Origin of the sequence: Apibacter raozihei (genome assembly GCF_004014855.1) — a bacterium.
In the GTDB taxonomy this organism is placed as follows: domain Bacteria; phylum Bacteroidota; class Bacteroidia; order Flavobacteriales; family Weeksellaceae; genus Apibacter; species Apibacter raozihei.
Window position 1 is genome coordinate 987,659 of sequence record NZ_CP034930.1, and the last position, 20,947, is coordinate 1,008,605.

A 20,947-nucleotide genomic window follows, 5' to 3' on the forward strand; every position below is an offset into this window, starting at 1 on the left:
TAAACATTTTACATAAGAAGAAATCATAATTTACAGTTTTTGTGGTTATGTTTGTTTACTTATTTATCTTCTTCGTCTACCCAATTCAATACTCTGCTGACAGCTTTTTTCCAGCCTTTAATATTGTGATCTGCAATTTCTTTTTCCATTTCAGGCTTAAATACTCTGTCTATGGATCTCTGACTTTGTAATTCATCAATACTGTTCCAGAATCCTACAGCTAATCCGGCAAGATAGGCGGCACCTAATGCTGTAGTTTCAAGGGTTTTTGGTCTTATAACATCAAATCGGAATATATCAGCCTGGAATTGCATCATTAAGTTATTAGCACAGGCTCCTCCATCTACTCTTAGTTCCAGATCATTAACTCCTGAGTCAGCCTCCATGGCTTTAACTAAATCATACACCTGATAAGCAATACCTTCTAAAGTAGCACGGGCAATATGACCGTCAGTGGTACCTCTGGTTATTCCTAAGATTCCACCTCTCGCATAAGGATCCCAATATGGAGCTCCTAATCCCGTCAAAGCAGGAACAAAATATACGCCTCCATTATCAGGTACTGTTTTAGCCAGATTTTCAGTATCTGGTGAAGTTTTTACTAATTTAGCACCATCACGTATCCATTGTACTGCAGCTCCTCCTACAAAAACACTTCCTTCTAGCGCGTAAAAAGTTTTACCGTTAATTTTCCATGCAATAGTTGTTAAAAGGTTATTTTTAGATAAAACCGCTTTTTCTCCTGTATTCATTAAAAGAAAACACCCGGTTCCATACGTATTTTTTGCCATTCCAGGTTCAGTACATAACTGTCCGAATAGTGCTGCCTGCTGATCTCCTGCAATACCTGCAATTGGAATTTTAGTTGAAAACAAGGTGGTTGAAGTTTCCCCGTAAATTTCACTGCTTTGTTTAACTTCAGGTAGTATAGCTTTGGGAATACTAAATAATTTTAATAATTCTTCATCCCATTCTTCTGTATGAATATTAAATAATAAGGTACGGGAAGCATTGGATACATCTGTTACATGCATTTTACCACGGGTAAGTTTCCAGATTAACCAGGTATCAACAGTTCCGAAACATAATTTTCCTTGTTCTGCTTTTTCTCTGGCTCCGGGAACATTGTCTAAAATCCATTTAACTTTAGTTCCGGAAAAATAAGCGTCAAGAATCAAACCTGTTTTTTCCCGGATTTCATCTGTCAGTCCCTGAGACTTTAATTCATCACAATATTTTGCAGTTCTTCTGTCTTGCCAAACGATTGCATTGTAAACGGGTTCGCTGGTTTCTCTGTCCCAGATTATTGTAGTCTCTCTTTGATTAGTGATTCCGATAGCAGCTACATCAAGACCGGAAATTCCTTTTTTTGCAATGGCTTCTGCTGCAACAGATATCTGAGACGACCAGATTTCCTCCGGATCATGTTCTACCCAGCCCGGTTTGGGAAAATGTTGTGTATAATCTCTTTGAGCCACTGAAACTATTTCTCCGCCATGATTAAATAAAATAGCTCTTGAGGATGTCGTTCCCTGATCAAGTGCTAAAATAAATTTGTCTTTCATTTTTTTGTTATTTTAGTTAAAGTATCATTGATAATAAATTCGTGTGTTAGATAAACTAACACACGAATTTATAAATTAGAAATTTCCTTTTGTATTGTTGTACAACACGATTTGGTAACTTAATCCAAACCAGTCATTTGCTATTTTTGGCCCTCCACTTTCATCTCTGTGTTGGTAGAAAGCTGTTATCTTAGCCATTCTAGGGCTGTTTGGATACACATAGAAGTTAACTCCTGCAGTGTATAAATATAACTTTTCATAGCCTAATCCTGTAATATCTTTATTTCCCTGATTGTAATACTCAAATCTTGCTACAGGTTCAATTCTAGGAGTGATATTTACACCGGCTAAGAATGAATATCCCAGTTTGTTGGCTTTTCTGAATTCGTGCTTGGTATAATCCATATTGTCACCAATGCTACCCGCAAGAGATCCGTCAGGCTTTACAAAACGAACTTGTTTATGAGTACCGTAATCAAATTTAAATTTATATTTATGTGGATTTACGTAATACACAAAAGCAGAATAAGCCCAAGCTTGTTTATTACCCATTCCCGGAAGGTTTACAGAACCTATATGTCCTCCAAACTCTACATTTTTAACCGGGAAAATACGTAAAGCAGCATCCCAGCTTTTGAATTCCAGTCCATGATTTCCCTGATCTTCTTTAGGGCCATCATTAAATCCTGACCAATATCTGTCACGGTTGCTATCGCTGTTATGCCAGAAAAAGTCATATTTTACAATGTTTTTAATAGATCCTGAAAAGTTAATTCCATAATGTCTTAAATCAGGAGCCCCCATATCTGTACTTTGATTTTCCGATGTGTAAGTAAAGTCAACCAAATCCAGATCATAAGCAGAAGTCATGTTAGCGGCTCTGTTACCAGCACCTTTAAAACGTCCTAATTGTACATTTAATAATGGATGGAATTTATATTTAATAAATGCATCCGTTATTTTGCTGGCATGTAAATTCCAGGTTACACTTGCGCTTAGTTTAGGGGTTATATCCATATCAGTATGCAAAAAACCTATTTTAAATGCTGCAGGCTGAAAGTTGTAACTGGAATTAGCTTCTTTATGAACTGATTTATTTGTAGGAACTTCCTGATAAATAGTTTCCAAGACCATTCCTATTCCGTACTTAAGGGTAGGGGTAAAGCTATTTTCATCACCACCAACTAGTTCTTTTAAAAAGTCAAGTTTAATACCTTTAGCTAATTGCGAGCTATCGCTTGTCATTCTTTCAACAAAAGAAGTTTTTTTCTTAATTGAATCATTTTCAGGCTGAAAATTTTCGAGAGACATTTTTTGCCCATAGGCCAGTAAGAAAGGTGTGGATAATAAAATGGATAAATAATTCTTCAAATTCATGATAGTTATTTTATATTAATTAGTTAGATTTTAATTAGGTTGATAAAGATAAGGCAAAGTTTAACACAGAGTTACCGATGCCTTATTACTTTTATCATACATTTAAATGAGTCAAATCATTATTTAACTCTTTCAAAAATATATAGTTCATGAATTTCTTTATCATAACCTTCATAGAAACCGGATGGCATTCCCATTTTAATGATGGATCCACGATTATTTAAAATTACCAGGTCATTGGTTACCGGATCTATAGTTAAGCCTTCAATTTCACCAGCCTTTTTAAATTCAGGAATTGAACGGAACAAACTTACTCCTGCACGGGTTTGGTTAGGATCACTAACATCTGCAATATAAATATTATCCGGTTCGTTTAAATCAGCATCACCATCGTCAGCAGTAATTAAAACTTTTCCATCAATATAATAGATGCCTTGCTGCCATTGAGGAGAGGGTTGTAAATGGATTTTTCCGATGTACTTTTTAGCAGTTAAATCGTATTTGTAAATGTAATATCCTTGTGTCCAGTCGGCCATCCATGCAATATTATTTTTTTTGTCGATGGAAATACCGCATACTTCCGGCTGTTCGATTTGTCCAAAGTCTATCGAATATTTGTAATCTAAGGTTTTAGCATCATAAACAGCTATCTGGATGTTTCTAACGTTTCCGGATTCAAACCATTCTACTCCGGTATAGATTTCTCCATTATATACGTCAATATCACCAAAATGATTAACCTCTTTTTTAAAATATTCAAAAGGTTTATCGTTTTTGGTAATTAACTTTCCGTTTTTATCATATTTAAAAAGGGCAGTACTGCTGGAAACGTAATAATAATCTTTGTCAATAGCTATTCCTTGTCTTCCATCAACAGGTATAACTTTTTTAAGTTTGTAATCACTTCCTGAAGAGGCAAGTTTCTGTGCATTAATAGAGGCGAATCCTAATAACAAACACGCAAGTATTAATTTCTTCATAATCTGTTTTTTTATTAATTGTTAATTTATTTGAAAATGTTTAGTAACAGTTTTTGAATGAGTCCTGAATATGAAAATTCTATTTTTCGAACTTTGAAAATCAGGGGCTAATATAATATTTTATTGTTAATCTTCATGATCGTGTCAAGTCAATCAAACAATAAAAGAGAGGGTATATTTTTATGATATGTGGAGTTCTATTAATAACCTAGATTGTCTAATACTGTTTTTGCATCCATAGGAGAAGAACCGCCTGAGCGTAATCCCTGATCACGATAATATTGAATCGTCATATCTGACTGATTGGTAAACATTCCTTCGCAATAAGGAGAATATTTTACCATCTGATCTTTATTATCAAATGAATACGGGTGTATTTTTAAATACGATTTGTGTATCAATTCCGCCTGCCATGGATTTAACAATTCAGGCCAATTATCAGGAGGAGTTCCTCCAGCAATAGATGGTCCTGCAAAATGAGCCATATTATCAACTGCAAAGTTTATATGTTGTATATAGGTAGAGGGTGAGTCATCGTTTATATCATCTGCACCACTACCTTTCCAGAAAAGAAGTGCCGTCGGAATTTTTCCCTGAAAGATACTTTTAAGAATGAGTAAGCTTTCATGAGAGAAGGTTTGCAATACTACTTTTCCATTGGTATTTCCGATATTCACTTTTCCATTGATAAAATGAGCCGTATCATTTGCCGGATTAGTTATAATATTCCACCCAAGTCTGTCTAACTCTTTCACTAATGCTTGTTCAATACCAGGATTTAATTTGGGCTCTTTTGTTTCTATATAAATTCCGGGTCTGTTAAGGTTGTCTTGTGGATCTATTTCATATTGAGGTCTAGGAATACCGTTAGCATCTTTTATGTAAACAACGTTATTTGTTTTTGCATCTCTAACAAAACGATATCCACGGGCAAACATAACTAAATCTTCAAGCGTGCTGATTGGTTGTTTCTGTGTACTGAAACTGTTTCTCGCTCTGTCTGATGTAGTGTTAGGATCTATATTGAACCAGCTTCCTGCATCCAGTTGTAATAGTTCTTCATAAGTAAAGCTGGAAGTAGGGTGAGTGGCTCTATCCGGATATACATCTTTAATGTTAGTAGTACGGGTTAACACATCATCATGTACTACGAGAATAACTCCATCTTTCGTAATTTGAAGATCCGCTTCGAGATAGTCTGCACCTATATTACGAGCCCATCTGTAGGCTGCTTCTGTAGATTCAGGAGCCCAGTAAGAGGTTCCTCTATGCCCGATTACTGCGTTATTGGGCACATAATCTCTGACAATCTGCATGAAAGGAGAGAGCTTGTGAATTGTTTTGTCTTGTTCTGCAGATGCGTAGTTATCATCATTATTACATGAAAAACCAAGCATGCTCATACATACAAAGACAGCAAGTTTTAATGTTCTCATATTTATACTTAATTTTTGTGATTTTGTTTAGTTTTAGATGGTTGATTTAGACCAATGGTTTATAAAAATATTTCTGTTCACTTGTTCGAATACTAATAATGAAAAAAGATAACCGACGGGATAGTTATTATTTTCACACTTTTTCTTTGTTTAGACTTTGTTCTTTTTTATAAGTAAAAGCCATAAGAATGATGGCAAGTATTCCACTTCCTATTAACATTTCAAAACTTGCAGACCATCCAAATAGATCAACAACTTTACCCATTATTATATTTGCTAGTAAAGAAGTTCCTATAAAGTAGCCAAAAAAACCTGTAAGTCCAGCAGCTGTTCCAGCAGCATTTTTAGGTGCCAAATCTAATGCTTGTACTCCAATAAGCATTACAGGGCCATAAATGAAAAAACCAATGGAAATTAGAGCAATAAAGTCAATAACTCTATTATCCGGATTTTTCCAATATACGAAAATCGATATAATTACAAATATCATAAATATAATAATAGTCATAGCTCTTTTACCTTTAAATATATAATCGCTGACCACTCCGCAAAGCAAAGTTCCCGGAATGGCCGCCAGCTCATAATAGGTGTACGCATTACTTACTTGTTCCTGAGTATAACCTTTTGTTTCCATTAAATAAGTTGGAGCCCAGTCTTGAACTCCGTAACGGATAAAATATACAAATGCATTTGCAAAAGCTACAATCCAAAGCATTTTATTGTTTAAAACATATTTAAAAAAAATCTCTTTGGTCGATAATGTTTTTTCTGACTCTTCAGAATAGTTGAGCGGATAATCGTTTTTATATTCCTCTATACTTGGCAAGCCACATGATTGTGGATTATCACGAATTAAAACATAAGAAATCAAAGCTATTAATATTGCGATTCCTGCAGGAAACCAGAACATTCCAACTTTCCAGCTCAGCGAAGTCATACCCATAGAAATGGTAAATAGAATTCCCCATTTGGTCACTTGTCCTAATAAGCCACCGCCTACATTATGAGCTAAATTCCATACAGCCATTTTAGTTCCTCTTTCTTTAATGGAAAACCAGTGGGTCATTACCCTGCCGCAAGGAGGCCAGCCCATACCTCCAAACCATCCGATTAAAAATTGAAAGACAGCCATTACTGTTACATTGTACATTCCTATAGATGTGCCTGCTAAAATTGTAGCAATTGAAGCGAGAATCAAACCTAATGGCAGAAATCTTCTTGCATTACTTCTATCTGATATACCACCCATAATGAACTTTGATAGTCCGTAAGCTGTGGCGTTGAAAGAAAAAGCTATTCCCAAATCCGTTTTTGAGAATCCCATTTGGATAAGATAAGGCATTGCTAATGAAAAATTCTTTCTAACTAAATAGTAAGCTGCATAACCCAGAAATATACCAATAAATACTTGTAATCGTTTAGACTTATAAAATTGATCTTTAAAATATGTATCATTCCTTTTTACGGGTTTAGGCGGTGATAAAAAATTTGACATTCCAGTAATTTTTTATTTTTTGTTGATTTTTTAATAATTTACCAATAAATATCCTTTGGCCAATTCTTTAAATTCCTGTACTTCCTTAGTTATCCATTCATTATCATATCCTAGTTCTTTTGCCATAATCTCAGCTACACTTTGGGCACAATCGATGGAGGCTCTAGCATCAACGAATAATAACCGGACTCTTCGGGCCAACACATCTTCCACTTTTTCAGCCATTTCTTTACGTACTGCCCATACAACTTCTGCTTTTGTATAAGCGTGGGAAGGATGTAATTTTTCTGCAAATTCAGGATTTTCTTGTTCCAGCTTTTTGATTTCCGGAATATCTGAACCGTAAATATAATCGTGTTTACTTCTGTCTACTTGTTCAGCAGGAATATTTCCATGAATAGATAGATTTACTGTTTTACATGGTCGGGAAGGGATTTTTCCTATTGTAATAGCTTTATCTATAAAATCTTCAGCCATTTGTCTGAATGTAGTCCATTTACCACCGATAATTGATAATAATCCGGTATCGGAAACAAGAATTTTATGATTTCTGGAAACTTCCTTAGTGCTACCACCGTCTTTGTCCGGAGCTGCCAATGGTCTTTGTCCTGCATATATAGAAAGAACATCTTTGCGAGTCGGTTTTTTTGTAAGATATTGAGAAGCTGTTGCCAGTACAAATTCAATTTCTTTCTCAAGTGCTCTTGGCTCTAAACTAGGATTTTCAACTAGAACATCTGTGGTTCCTACGACCAATCTGTTGTGCCAAGGGACAGCAAATAATACTCTTCCATCACTGGTTTTAGGTATCATTAAAGCATTGTCGCCTGGAAGGAAAGATTTGTCTAAAACTAAATGGATCCCCTGACTTGGAACAACCGTTTTTTTATGGTTAGGATCATTCATGTTTAGAATTTCATTTGTAAATACTCCTGTAGCATTAAGAACTACCTTACCTTTTACTTCATATTCGGTTCCGTGAATTTCATCTTTGACTTTAACTCCACAGATTTGATTTTCATTGTCTTTTAATAAACCGGTAACTTTCATGTAGTTGATAATAGCACCCCCATGATCTACAGCTGTCTGAGCAAGGTTAACGGCCATACGGGAATCATCAAACTGACCATCATAGTAAATAACTCCTCCATGTAGCCCTTTGGGTTCAACCGTAGGAAGCATTTCCAATGTTTTTTTCTTGTTGATATGTTCTGATTTTCCTAAACTTAATTTTTTGGAAAGCATATCGTAAATTTTTAAACCGATGGTATAGAAAGGACCATCAATCCATTTATAATTAGGAATTACAAATACTTGTTTTTTAGCCAGGTGGCTGGCATTTTTTTCAAGAAGGCCTCTTTCTCTGAGAGCTTCTTTAACTAAGGCTATATCTCCCTGTGCTAGATAACGCACTCCTCCGTGTAATAATTTAGTGGAACGGCTGGATGTAGCCTTTGCAAAATCATGAGCTTCGAATAAAATAGTTTTATATCCACGGGTGGCAGCATCTACTGCAGCACCTAAACCACTGGATCCTCCACCAATAATAATTACATCCCATTCATTATTTGTTGAGTTGCTTAGTTTGGATAATTGCTCTGTTCGTTTCATTTTGTTTGATTATTTTTTGCTTCTTTTGTGTAGATTGTAAATTTACAAAAAAAAGAATACGAAACAATATGATTTTTTCCAATATCTTTTTTTCTTAATTTTATTTAGTTAATCCTTTTTCAGTAAAGATTTACAGGGTGATTTGAACTTGTACAATGATTAATGAAATGAAAGTTAAACAAAACTTTTTTTTAGTTTTGTTTATTTCTTTTTATTGACTTATAACGTAAAATGGAGGATTTATCTGAAAAAAATGATTAATTTTAAACTTTAAAAAAATGATTCATGGTGAGGTTAAATAGACGGCAACAACTGATAGCAGATGAGTTGGATAATCATAACTTTATAAAAGTAAATGATCTTTGCGAAATGTTGAACGTTTCGGCAGTTACTATTCGTAAAGATTTGCAATACATGGAAAATAAAGGGCTTTTGTACCGAACTCATGGTGGTGCAAGTAAACAATCTTTGTATGCATTTGAAAAAAACATAACTGAAAAGGAGTTTGTTCAGGTATCACAAAAACAAAAGATAGCGAAAGCAGCTCGCCAGTTTATTAATGATCAGGATTTTATAATTATGGCATCGGGCACTTCCGTTTATTATCTTGCTAAAATTTTATCGGGTTTTGAGAAATTAACGGTGGTAACTTCTGCTCTAAGAATATCAATGGAATTGAGCACAGATCCTTTTATTGACGTTATTCAGTTAGGGGGAGACTTAAGAAAAAGTTCTATATCTATTGTTGGCTCATTGGCGGAATCTGAATTAAGAAAATTTTCCTGCAATAAATTGTTTCTGGGCATAGATGGTATAGATTTAGAATTTGGACTTTCCACTTCTAATTCTACAGAAGCTCATTTAAACAAGGTAATGATTGAATCAGCCGAAAAAGTATTTATTCTGGCAGACTCTACTAAAATAAATAAAAGAGGTTTTGGTAAAATTTGTGGATTGGATAAAGTGGATGTATTAATTACAGACAGTGAGATTTCTGATAAAGATTTAAGTGCTTTTGAGGATCATGGAGTTGAAGTTATTATAGCTAAATAATTTAGCTATACGATTTATATGTTTTTTAATAATAAGAAGCCCCTGTATTACAGGGGCTTCGAAGTTAAAAAATTGTAAAATTATCTATGCTAACACTTTAGCCAGAATTGAGAGTGGGTGTTCACATTTTTTAGATGTAAACATTTCAATTTGCCACTTACAGGTTTCGCAATCGGAGGATACCAGATCAAATCCTCCCTCTTCAATTTGCTTAAACAGGGATTCTCCGATTTTTTTTGAAGTTTCATGATTTTCTTTTTTAAATCCAAAGGTTCCGGCAATACCGCAGCAATTGGAGTCGAGAACTGTAACTTCTACCTTAGGTATTAATTTTAATAATTCAATAGAATAGTATGACCAGCCTAACTTTTCCATATGACAGGGAGTATGATAGGCTATTTTTAATTTACCATTATTGAATTCAGGAATATTAGATTGGTTTGTGCTTAATAATCTGTATATATATCGGGTTGCCAGTTCGATCTCGTCTCGAACTTCACGATTATCTATTCCTAATAAATGAGGATGTTCATCTCGTATAGTAAATGTGCAGGATGAAGAAGTAGTAAGTACGGGTAATTTTTTCTCTAATACTGATTTTCGTATTTCTTGCTCATCCAGTTTTGCATTTTTGGCAGCTTTATCAATAAAGCCATTCGATATAAGAGCAATCCCGCAGCATCTCTCTTTTTCTAAAAGTTGAACACCAATATTTAGCGAATTCATTATTTTGATTAGATCTTTTCCTAGCTGTGGATTATTGTAATTTACATAACATCCGTGAAAATAAGAAACCTGCTCAGCAAAAGTCTTTTGCTGTTCCGCTATCTTTTTATACCAGTTTCTGAATGTGCCAAATGAATATTTGGGCAGATTTCTTCTTTTATCAATTTGAAGTAGCGGATCCAATATTTTTTTAACCGGTTTTGCTGAGGTTATAGCATTTACAACAGGAGCAAAAGGCGTGGCTAAAGTACCCATAAAATCGGTATGAGCCAGAATAGTATCCCGAAGTGTTGGTTTTTTTTGACTGTATTTAATTCGGGCCATTTGTATGATATCTCCTATTTTTACATTTGAAGGGCAAGCTACTTCACAGCGTTTGCAATTAATACAGTATTTTAATGATTCATCGTAAAAATCAGGATTTTTAAGGCGAAGTCTTTCTCCATCCGGACCGGATTGTTTAGGTCCAGGGTATTCAGGATTTACTTTAGATACAGGGCAATACACTGTGCAAATAGTACATTTAATGCATTGTTCAAAGTTATTTTCGCTTTTATTGACCAGCAGATTCATAGGTTTGTTCTTTAATTAAAATTTGATTAGCAACGTATAGAGCTGTTAGTATGGATACACCAGCACCGCAGCCTTCTTTTATGGGGTTAAAGCCATTTAGTATTGCACCTGTTACAAACAAATTGTCAATAGGTTTTCCATTTTTTAATCCTCTAAAGTTGTTGTCTGTTTTTACTCCGAATTGTTGATATTTCTGATTTTCAAACAGATTTCGGTTATACCAGTCACTTCTTTTTTCTAAAAAATCTGTATCTAGCGAAAAAACAGGTTCATATACTTTATTCATATCTGCAATTATTCCCTGACTGAAAAAACTACCTGATGAAAGAATTACATTGTCTGCTTTAAAAGGGATATTTCCATGATTTTTTGTGAATACTTCGGTTACACGGTTATTTTTAATATTGGCTTCTGTGACAGAGTCACCGAGCATATAGGTTCCACCCAATTTAGTAAAGCAGTCTTTAAGAAATTGCTGGGTGTATACTCCGATCAACGAAGGGGGGAAGGTAGGCAGCAGGAATATTGGTTTTCCTATTTCTTTCATAACATCTGACAGTAATGAACTATTTTTATGACCCCAGCAGTCCGGAAGTATTAAAGCATCAGAGTTTTTACTAAAAACTGAAAAATCCTCAATCATTTTCTCCCGTGAAGATTCTTTGTCGAGTATGATTGAAAGATTAGTAGATCTGAATTCACTTGGGTTTTTACGGATTCTATCCAGTTCCGGAAGATCAAAAAACTGAATTTCTGTTTTGACACCTTTCGCTTTAAAAGCTTCCGATACAAATTCTGGATGAAAGTCCAGAAAACCTTTAATATTAATAAGGCATACTTTTTTCCAAGGTAGCAATGAATCATTATGTGTAATAGCAAACTGAGGCATTGTAAGCCAGGTTGGTTTGAGTTCTCCTAAAGGTGTTATTCGGAAATGATTTTTTTCTGAAGAGCCCTGGACATGTAGTCCTACTTGTTTTAGTAATTGCTCAGCTTGTTCTGTAAGCTTATTAAATTCATTTTCACCTAATTTGGTATAAGGATGTTCGGGGAAATTTTTTATAAGTTTATTAATTTCCTTTTGAGGATATGCAACTTTTTCTCCATTTGGCAGAAAATTTAATAAATCAAAAGAGCCGGAAAAAAAATGTAAGGCACTTTGTCCGGAAGATATAATTGCGCATTTTTTTTTGTTTTGTAGTAAGCGTATCCCGCTAATTAAACCAGATAATCCTCCTCCTATAATTACTGTATCAAAAGTCATTTTTTTGTATTTTTTAGTTGTTCTTCTGATAGGTTCAGCCCACAAACCCCTTCGTATATCCAGCTGGTAAACTCACTTTCCCGTAGGGTATCTCCCCAGGCAATAGGTCGTATTCCTTTCCATCTTTCGTTAAGAAATACAGATAGGGATTCCTTACATTTATTTGCAGGTAAATTACTATATTGATTCATAAGTCCTGCAGCTCTGCACGCACAAAGTTCTCCCTGACAGGTGCCCATACCTACCCGGGTTCTTCTTCTCAGATCTATTAAGTTGTTAACATGTAGTTCTTTGAAAGCATATTCAACTTCACCAGCAGATACTTCTTCACATTCACACACCAGGCTGTTTTCAATGTCTGTATTGCAGGATAAGTTTTCAGCTTTATCACCCATTCTATAGATAGCTGATTCCCTTATAGAAGAAGGAACTGAAATAATTTTTTTATTTACTTCTTCTTTTGTAAGTCGCGAGCCTGGAAGATTTACTTCGGCAGTTGTACATCGGGTAGTATTATTCAGTTTTTTACAGATTAAATCGGTAGCCCATTCAGCCATTAATCTGTATGTCATTAGTTTACCGCCCGTAATAGTTATAAAACCTTCTAATCCGTCTCTAATTTCATGATCTAGGAGTACAATACCGCGGCTAACATTTCTGCCGGAAGGATCATCATCTGATGCAACCAGAGGTCTTACTCCTGCGTAACCTCTTAGTATGCGAGTGTTTACAAGTGATGGGGATAATTTTTCTCCTTCTCGTAGGAGTATGTCAACCTCCTCAGGGTTAACGTACATTTGATCTACTTCTTCAAAAGGTACGTGGGTTGAGGTTGTTCCTATAAGGCATATCGTATCACCGGGAACTAGAATATCTGCATCGGCAGGTTTTCTACAACGGTTTAAAACCATTTGATTTACACGATGTCCGAAAATCAGTAAAGAACCTTTTGCCGGGAACATTTTAATTTTCAAATCTGCATATTCAGCTATTTTTTGCCCCCAAATGCCGCTGGCATTTACAATGATGTTTCCGTAAATATCTTTTTCTTCTTTGTTTACATGATCGTAAATTTTTACTCCTATAATTCTATTTTGTTCTTTTATTAATCCTAAAACTTCATGATAGGTTAGTATTTCAGCACCATGTTCTTTAGCATCTAAAATGTTTGATAGAGTTAGTCTGAAAGGATCAACAGTTCCGTCAGGGACCAGTACTGCCCCAATAATAGTAGGATTAGCAGAAGGTTCTCTGAGTAAGGCTTCTTTTGGATCAATAGCTTGGACATTTATTCCTGCTGCCTGGCATGACTCTATAAATTTTGACTGATAGCTTAAATCATCTTCAGGTAAGGTTAAGAACAGACCGTCTGTCTTTTCTACGCAATGACGGGCTATTTTTTTGAGAATCATATTTTCTTTTATACATTCTTCTGCTGACTCTCGATCAGTTACAGCATACCTGCTTCCACTGTGTAATAATCCATGATTTCTGCCCGTGGCTCCAGTAGCAATATCATGTCTTTCCAGCATTAGTGTTTTCAAACCTCTGCGAGCACAATCTCTTGCAGTTCCTGCACCTGTAGCTCCTCCTCCTATGATAATTACATCCCAGGGTTCCGTATGAGTAGATGCTGTCGTTGTTGTTTTCAAAATTCTTTTGATTTGTTTTGTATATCAAAAATACGAAACAAAACGAAAGAAAATGTAATCTTTATATCTGACATTCGTCAGTAAATGATTATATTAATTTAGTCTAAATATAAATAATATCAATATGTAAAAGGTGTTATTGATGGTTTCAAAACGAAACAGCTTTATTAAGCATGCAGATAATAAAAAATAAAAGGCCATTTTATAATGGCCTTACTATTTATGGAAATTTTGGAAATTTTTTAAAATCAGGTTTTCGTTTTTCAAGAAATGCTTTTTTACCTTCCTGCGCCTCATCCATCAGATAATACATAAGAGTAGCATCACCGGCTAGCTGCATTAATCCATGCTGTCCATCCAGTTCAGCATTCAGGCATCTTTTAATCATACGTAAAGCAAGTGGACTTCGTTCCTGCATGATCTGACACCATTCTACAGTAGTATTTTCAAGTTCTTCCAAAGAAACAACTTTATTCACCATCCCCATATCCAGAGCTTCCTGAGCTGTATACTGTTGACATAAAAACCATATTTCTCTTGCTTTTTTCTGGCCCACACTTCGTGCAAGGTAAGAGGAACCAAAACCTCCGTCAAAGCTACCCACTTTAGGTCCTGTTTGTCCAAATTTAGCATTTTCTGAAGCTATGGTTAAATCACAGACAACATGAAGAACGTGTCCGCCTCCAATAGCATATCCGTTTACCATGGCAATCACAGGTTTAGGAATTTCACGAATTTTTTTATGCAAATCCAGTACATTTAATCTGGGAATTCCATCTTCACCTACATAGCCACCCACTCCTTTAACATTCTGATCACCTCCACTACAAAAAGCTTTATCACCTGCACCGGTTAAAATGATTACGTCAACTTCAGGATGTTCACGGCAATAATCCATTGCTTCCAGCATCTGAAAATTGGTTTCCGGTCTGAAAGCATTGTATACTTGTGGACGATTAATGGTTATTTTTGCTATACCTTCCCAGTATTCAAATAATATATCGGAATACTCCTTTATAGTTTGCCAGTTTCTTGCCATTGTATCTGTTTTTATAATATATAAATTTTAGTTTATTTTCTTATTTTTAATAAAATTATAGTATCTAAAAGAGAATAGAATTTTTTTCTTAAAAGAAAAAAATCAATCTTTTGTAATAGTGTTCTAGGTTGAATTTTATTAATGAAATCTTCTGGAAGTTGATTTAAAAGTTTTAAATTTTCGATTCTTATTTTTTTTGATTTTTCCTGATAAAGTACGCTTCTAAAAGCATAGATAAATTTATTATTATAGTTTTCAACTTTCAGATTTTTTAAAAATTCCTTAAACTTTGGATCAGCCTTACTCTCTAGTTCGTTGAAGTAATTATAATAATACACCATATATAAATAGTAGCTCTTGAAGTTAGCAGTCCTGCTTAAAGAATCTTCACGATAGTAGTAATTATAATTTGCTTTTTTTAAAAAAAATAGTTTATTAACATGGGTTAGATAATTGTAATAGAAAATTTCATCTTCATTTATATTTAAATCCTCTGGAAACAAAATTGAGTTTTTTTTCAGAATTCCAAGATTGTAAAATTTATTAAAAGGATACCCTTGTGTATATTTATAATTATTAAGAAAGGTATCTAGTTGATCGTTAAGATCTATTATCTCATTAGCATAACCTTGAGAAAAAGGTTCAAAGACATTATGAGTAAACCTGTTAATGTCTTGAACTAAAAGCAGAGAGGGGCTTGAAAGATGATCTATATAATCTTTTAAATAATCTGGATTTACCCAATCATCTGAATCAATAAAACATATATATTCTCCTTTCGCTGAATTAATACCGGTATTTCTTGTAATTGAAACTCCTTTATTTGTCTGATTGATAATACAAATTCTAGAATCATTTTCAGCATATTCCTTACAAATGTTAAGGCTGGAATCTGTGGATCCATCATTAATCAGGATTAACTCAAAATTTTTATATGTTTGATTAATAATACTATCCAGACATTTTTTTAAAAATTTTTCAGCATTATAAACGGGCACAACTATAGATATTAACATTCAAAATGGATTATTTAATATCAAATATAAATAATTTAGAGAGATGACTTGCATATAATTATATCAAAAGAATTCTTAAGAGTAAGAAGTTATGTTTATAAGTACATAGATAATCTAATTTCTAATTTTTAATTTTTTCATTGTCAATAATATAAGTTTTTTTAAATTAGAAATAAAAAAAACGTAAGTAATGAATCTATTAAATCGTGTCTTTAGTCAGATACCTGCAGTTTTATCTAGTAAACTATCCATTTTCATTTATCTTTTTCTATTTTTTTATCTGGTGATATTTGCCCTGATGTGTGCAATAATACCTACCTGGAAAGAATATGCTCCGTCAGATACTTCACAACTGATTTTCGGTAATTATACTAATGTTCTAAGTGCGTTGGGAGCATCTATTGCTGCAGGTAGTGGTATAGTTATACATAAAAATATCAGAATGATACATCAGAATCATAAGGAGCTTCTGGATTCAATAAATAAACTGCATGAGCACCTGAATCAAGTAAAAAACCCTGATAATAACGAATAATATCAGGGTTGTATATAGTATAAATATTTCTTATTCAGATTCGGAAAAAGGTTTCCATTGACTTTTTATTTTTTTAGGAATCAGGAAATAACATATCCCTAAAATCACAAACCATAAGGGAGTAAATATAAGAGCTTGTTGAGTATCACCTTCGAACCAAAAAGTTACAATAAGAATGATAAAGAAAAGTAAAGATAGATAAATGGAAAATAATCCGCCGGGAACTTTAAATTTGGATTTTTTATGAAGTTCTGGCCTCTTTTTACGAAATGCTATATAAGAAAATAAAATCATAGACCATACAAATACAAATAGTACGGTAGCTACAGTGGTAACTAAAGTGAAAGCTTTCATTACATCATCATTACCTATATACAGTAAGAATACTGCAGGTATCAGGCACGCACATGAAAATGTAAGACCATAGGCCGGAACCGATGCTTTTGAAAGTTTATTAAATATTTTGGGTGCCTTGCTGCTGGAAGAAAGACCGTATAACATACGGCTGGTAGAAAAAATTCCGCTATTGGCTGATGAAGCGGCAGAGGTTAAAACAACAAAATAGGTAATATGGAAGGCCGCAGCAATACCTGCAAAAGAAAATAGTGTTATAAAAGGGCTTTTGTCCGGATCAATAGTCCGCCATGGCATAACAGACATAATTACAGCTAAGGCCAATACATAAAACAAGATTACTCTGACCGGAATGGCATTAATAGCTTTAGGTAGTGTTTTTTCAGGATCTTTGGCCTCTGCTGCTGTGGTTCCTACAAGTTCAACACCTACGAATGCAAAAGCAGCAATTTGGAAACCAGCCATAAAGCCAGTAAATCCCATTGGAAATATTCCCCCGTCATTCCAAATATTCGATAACGAAGTCGTAACTCCTGATGGCGTTTCAAACTGATAGATAATTAAAAAAATACCTACCAGAATCAACAGGGCTATGGCTAATATTTTAATAATAGAAAACCAGAATTCAGTTTCGCCAAAAAGTTTTACAGTCAATAAATTAAGAAAGAAAAATAATAAAACACATAACAATGCAGGAATCCAGGGAGCTACCAATCCGGGGTATAATTGTTCTATATATCCGGATATAGCTATCAAATCAGCACTTCCTGTTACAATCCAGCAGAACCAATAGGTCCATCCCATAAAAAAGCCAGCCATAGGTCCTAGTAAATCCGTTACGAAATCAACAAAAGACTTGTATTTTAAATTCGATAAAAGTAATTCTCCCATGGCACGCATGACAAAAAATATGATAAAACCAATAATGGCATAAACCAATAATATGGAAGGACCTGCCAGGCTGATAGTTTTACCGGAACCCATAAACAATCCTGTACCTATAGCACCACCAATTGCAATTAACTGGATATGTCTGTTGGTGAGGTGTCTTTTTAAATTTTCATTTGAGTTATTCATAAAATCTGACTTTTTATAATTAATTGTAAAGGCTTTTTAATAAAGTATAGTTCAAAAATACATTTTTTTATTATATATATACCAATTTTTAAAATACAAGAGTTTAAAACTAACGAAATTTTATGTTGTATTATTCTGTGATAATATCTGTATTTTTGTAAAAAGTTATTGTAAATAAATGGAAAATCAGATTTTACACTCAAAAATATATGAAAAGCCGGAAACAACCCCTATGTTAATATTTCATGGGTTATTTGGTATGCTGGATAACTGGGGAACATTGGGTAAGAAATTTGCAGAAGACCGGGAAGTTCATCTTATTGATCTGCGCAACCATGGAAGAAGTTTTCATTCTGACATTATGGATTATACTTCTATGTCTGACGATATTGTGAATTACTGCAACCACTACCAGTTACAAAAAGTTATTTTACTGGGTCATTCATTAGGAGGTAAAGCTGTAATGGAATGCTCAATCAAGCATCCCTCATTGGTTGACAAACTCATAGTGGTAGATATGGCACCCAAAGCATATCCACCTCATCATCAGGCAGTCATTAAAGCATTGCAGAGTGTGGATTTTTCCCGAATCAACGACCGTAAAGAAGTAGAAGAAGCATTGTCTGCCTATATTCAGGAGCCGGGTATTATTCAGTTTTTAATGAAGAATGTTTACCGTACAGATAAAGAGCACTTCGATTTTCGATTTAACCTCAAATCTCTAACCGATAACTATACTCAGCTAATCAATAAACCTATATCGTTTGGTATCTATGAGGGGCCTGCATTATTTATTGCAGGAGAAAATTCCAATTATATACTAAAACAAGATGAATTTTATATCAGACAGCAGTTTCCTAAAGAAAAACTGGAAGTAATACCTAAGGCATCACACTGGGTTCAGGCGGACAATCCTGTTGCGTTTTATGATGCGGTAAATCATTTTTTAAATGTGTAAACCTTTTTTAATACTTGATTTTAGCTTTTTCCGTTCAGTATTCATTTTTGAAATTGATAGAAAGTATATTCTTATTCATTTTCTTAATGTATGTTAAAAGCCTTGTGGTTATCAGGTATAAATAAGGAAGAATTTTCAGCTATTAACTGGAAAAATATTTTTAACAATATGTGGAGGGGTTCAAATCCTTCAAAACCTAGATTATTATACGTATGAAATATTATATTATTGCAGGCGAGGCTTCTGGAGACTTACACGGATCCAATTTAATGAAAGCAATTAAGAATGAAGATTCTCAGGCTGAATTTCGCTTCTGGGGAGGGGATTTGATGCAAGCCCAGGGAGGTGATATGGTAAAGCATTATAAAGAATTGGCGTTTATGGGATTTGCAGAAGTTATTATGAATCTGAGAACTATCCTCGGAAATATTCGATTCTGTAAAAAAGATATTCTTCAATATCGTCCGGATTGCGTTATTTTTATTGATTATCCGGGTTTTAATCTCAGAATATGTGAATTTGTCAAAAAAGCAGGAATTAAAACTTTTTATTATATATCGCCGCAGGTTTGGGCATGGAAATCAGGAAGGGTGAAAACCATCAAAAAGTATGTAGATCGTATGTTTGTGATTCTTCCCTTTGAAAAGGATTTTTACAAGAAATATGATTATACGGTTGATTTTGTAGGTCATCCTTTGCTGGATGTATTAAAAGATATGCCGGATTTGAATGAATCTGAATTCAGGAAAACCCATGGTCTTTCCACAAAACCTATCATTGCTTTACTTCCGGGAAGCAGGAAGCAGGAAATCAGAAAAATGCTTTCAGCTATGCTCTCCGTTGAAAAAGATTTTACGGAATATGAGTTTGTCATTGCAGGTGCTCCATCCATGGATAAAGAGTTTTACCAGCAGTTTTTAAGCTCTCATGTTAAAATTGTATCCAATCAAACCTATAGCCTTTTAAGAATTTCTCAGGCTGCTTTAGTAACCTCCGGAACAGCAACACTTGAAACGGCTTTATTAAATGTGCCGGAGGTTGTCTGTTATAAAGGAAGCAGGATTTCTTACGAAATAGCAAAACGCTTAATTAAACATATACGGTACATATCACTCGTTAATCTGATAATGGATCGTTTAGTAGTACAGGAGCTTATACAAAATGATTTGAATTATAATAATTTAAAAAAGGAATTAACAAAAATTACCCAGAGTGATTATCAGAAAAAACTAAAGAAAGAGTATGACGAACTCAGGCATAAACTTGGAGATTTGGGAGCATCTAAAAATACCGCTCATTTATTGGTAGAAGAGTTAAAAAAAGGATAAACTAAAAAAAGATTATTTCCACTCTTTTAGATATAGCGGATCGAAGTAAGCAACGTCTTCCCATTGTTTAGAATTATATTTTTGGAAAGAAGCTTCAATCATGTTTTTAGCAGAGGGGTATGAGAGTTCGTATGTGAAAAAATTTTGCAAATTCGGATCAAGATCTCTGAAGAAAGATTGAGTTTTTTCTACAGCATCTCCTACAAAAAGTATTTTTTTATCTCTGTATTTTTCAAATGAAGATTTGGCAAGGACGTGCGGGTGGGTGCTTTCAACTTCGTTTCCTGTCGGGTCGTATACGCAGGTATACACTTCCATTCTTCGCGCATCCATAACGGGAATAATAAAGTCGTATTCCAAATGAAAAAAAGGAAAAGCTAATGAATATAAAGAATTAATGGAAAGAAGCGGAATATCGTTACCAAAACAAAATCCTTTAGCCGAGGCAACACCAATTCGTAGACCCGTGTAGGAGCCGGGACCTTTGCCTACCGAAACAGCATGAAGATCCTTTAGTTCTATTTCAGCACCTTCCAGAGCCCATTCCACAAAAGTGTGCAATTTTTCATTATGTTTGAAATCCAGAGAAATTTCCTCGCATAAAGAATTCAGCTTTCCATTAGTTCCGAGGGATACAGAGCAGTTTTTTGATGAGCTTTCGATGTGAAGGATATGAATCATGAGTTACTTATCTTTTTTCTTTTTTCTCGTGTTTACAAATATTTGGGCACTAAAAGCAACAATTCCTATCAGCAGGTATAAAACAGCCATATATATATTTTTTTCATCTTCGCCATTGCTGTTTTTATACCAGAAATAAGCACGGACTATAAAATAGAGACCTATTAAAAATGCAATTATATTTGCCAGTTTGTTTTTGTTCATGATTTTTAAATATAACTAATTAC

At 34.2% G+C, this 20,947-nt stretch carries 18 protein-coding genes; 4 read left to right on the plus strand and 14 right to left on the minus strand.

Annotated features, from left to right (window positions below; all coding sequences use genetic code 11):
- Window positions 1-59 precede the first annotated feature (59 nt).
- From glpK to EOV51_RS04535, 6 genes are all read right to left on the minus strand, one after another.
- Window positions 60-1,565: a glycerol kinase GlpK gene (glpK, locus tag EOV51_RS04510; RefSeq protein WP_128150285.1), complete on the minus strand. Its 1,506-nt coding sequence runs from the start codon at window positions 1,563-1,565 to the stop codon at window positions 60-62.
- 75 nt (window positions 1,566-1,640) lie between these two features.
- Window positions 1,641-2,942, minus strand: coding sequence for a hypothetical protein (locus EOV51_RS04515; RefSeq protein WP_128150287.1), 1,302 nt, complete (start codon window positions 2,940-2,942; stop codon window positions 1,641-1,643).
- A 119-nt stretch (window positions 2,943-3,061) separates the two neighbouring features.
- Entirely contained in the window at window positions 3,062-3,922 is an 861-nt protein-coding gene (locus EOV51_RS04520; RefSeq protein ID WP_128150289.1) for a hypothetical protein, read from the minus strand.
- Between the two features lie 200 nt (window positions 3,923-4,122).
- Entirely contained in the window at window positions 4,123-5,358 is a 1,236-nt protein-coding gene (locus tag EOV51_RS04525; protein ID WP_128150291.1) for a glycerophosphodiester phosphodiesterase family protein, read from the minus strand.
- 133 nt (window positions 5,359-5,491) lie between these two features.
- The gene (gene pgtP / locus EOV51_RS04530) at window positions 5,492-6,853 is read right to left on the minus strand and encodes a phosphoglycerate transporter protein PgtP (RefSeq protein ID WP_128150293.1); all 1,362 of its coding nucleotides are present in this window, start codon (window positions 6,851-6,853) and stop codon (window positions 5,492-5,494) included.
- A 30-nt stretch (window positions 6,854-6,883) separates the two neighbouring features.
- Window positions 6,884-8,464 (minus strand): glycerol-3-phosphate dehydrogenase/oxidase, encoded by a 1,581-nt coding sequence (locus EOV51_RS04535; protein ID WP_128150296.1) that lies wholly within the window; start codon window positions 8,462-8,464, stop codon window positions 6,884-6,886.
- A gap of 285 nt (window positions 8,465-8,749) precedes the next feature.
- Between EOV51_RS04535 and EOV51_RS04540 the strand changes: the two genes are divergently transcribed.
- Entirely contained in the window at window positions 8,750-9,517 is a 768-nt protein-coding gene (locus EOV51_RS04540) for a DeoR/GlpR family DNA-binding transcription regulator (protein WP_128150298.1), read from the plus strand.
- 84 nt (window positions 9,518-9,601) lie between these two features.
- Here EOV51_RS04540 and glpC read toward each other — a convergent pair whose 3' ends face one another.
- The 5 genes from glpC to EOV51_RS04565 all read right to left on the minus strand — a co-directional run bounded on the left by glpC (window position 9,602) and on the right by EOV51_RS04565 (window position 15,787).
- Window positions 9,602-10,816, minus strand: a complete 1,215-nt coding sequence (glpC, locus tag EOV51_RS04545; protein ID WP_128150299.1) for an anaerobic glycerol-3-phosphate dehydrogenase subunit GlpC — start codon at window positions 10,814-10,816, stop codon at window positions 9,602-9,604.
- Window positions 10,797-12,080 carry a glycerol-3-phosphate dehydrogenase subunit GlpB gene (gene glpB / locus EOV51_RS04550; RefSeq protein ID WP_128150302.1) on the minus strand — a complete coding sequence of 428 codons (1,284 nt, stop codon included), beginning with the start codon at window positions 12,078-12,080 and terminating at the stop codon, window positions 10,797-10,799. The genes glpC and glpB overlap by 20 nt, the downstream gene beginning before the upstream one ends.
- Window positions 12,077-13,732 (minus strand): anaerobic glycerol-3-phosphate dehydrogenase subunit A, encoded by a 1,656-nt coding sequence (gene glpA / locus EOV51_RS04555; RefSeq protein ID WP_128150304.1) that lies wholly within the window; start codon window positions 13,730-13,732, stop codon window positions 12,077-12,079. Before glpA ends, glpB begins: the two co-directional genes overlap by 4 nt.
- Window positions 13,733-13,952: 220 nt before the next feature.
- Window positions 13,953-14,771 (minus strand): 1,4-dihydroxy-2-naphthoyl-CoA synthase, encoded by an 819-nt coding sequence (menB, locus tag EOV51_RS04560; RefSeq protein ID WP_128150306.1) that lies wholly within the window; start codon window positions 14,769-14,771, stop codon window positions 13,953-13,955.
- Between the two features lie 32 nt (window positions 14,772-14,803).
- Window positions 14,804-15,787: a glycosyltransferase family 2 protein gene (locus EOV51_RS04565; protein WP_128150308.1), complete on the minus strand. Its 984-nt coding sequence runs from the start codon at window positions 15,785-15,787 to the stop codon at window positions 14,804-14,806.
- A gap of 190 nt (window positions 15,788-15,977) precedes the next feature.
- On the opposite strand from EOV51_RS04565, the gene EOV51_RS04570 reads away from it, so the two are divergent.
- Window positions 15,978-16,322, plus strand: coding sequence for a hypothetical protein (locus EOV51_RS04570; RefSeq protein WP_128150310.1), 345 nt, complete (start codon window positions 15,978-15,980; stop codon window positions 16,320-16,322).
- Between the two features lie 30 nt (window positions 16,323-16,352).
- Here the strand turns inward: EOV51_RS04570 and EOV51_RS04575 are convergent, their stop codons facing one another.
- On the minus strand, window positions 16,353-17,753 hold the full coding sequence (locus tag EOV51_RS04575; RefSeq protein WP_128150312.1) for an amino acid permease: 1,401 nt from the start codon (window positions 17,751-17,753) through the stop codon (window positions 16,353-16,355).
- Window positions 17,754-17,931: 178 nt separating this feature from the next.
- On the opposite strand from EOV51_RS04575, the gene EOV51_RS04580 reads away from it, so the two are divergent.
- Both EOV51_RS04580 and lpxB read left to right on the plus strand, forming a co-directional pair.
- A complete protein-coding gene (locus EOV51_RS04580; protein WP_128150314.1) occupies window positions 17,932-18,711 on the plus strand; it encodes an alpha/beta fold hydrolase in 780 nt (259 codons plus the stop codon).
- Window positions 18,712-18,923: 212 nt separating this feature from the next.
- Entirely contained in the window at window positions 18,924-20,039 is a 1,116-nt protein-coding gene (gene lpxB, locus EOV51_RS04585; RefSeq protein WP_128150316.1) for a lipid-A-disaccharide synthase, read from the plus strand.
- 12 nt (window positions 20,040-20,051) lie between these two features.
- On the opposite strand, the gene tsaB is transcribed toward lpxB, so the two are convergent.
- Window positions 20,052-20,717, minus strand: coding sequence for a tRNA (adenosine(37)-N6)-threonylcarbamoyltransferase complex dimerization subunit type 1 TsaB (gene tsaB / locus EOV51_RS04590; protein ID WP_128153291.1), 666 nt, complete (start codon window positions 20,715-20,717; stop codon window positions 20,052-20,054).
- Window positions 20,718-20,723: 6 nt separating this feature from the next.
- Window positions 20,724-20,924 (minus strand): hypothetical protein, encoded by a 201-nt coding sequence (locus EOV51_RS04595; RefSeq protein ID WP_128150318.1) that lies wholly within the window; start codon window positions 20,922-20,924, stop codon window positions 20,724-20,726.
- Window positions 20,925-20,947 lie beyond the last annotated feature (23 nt).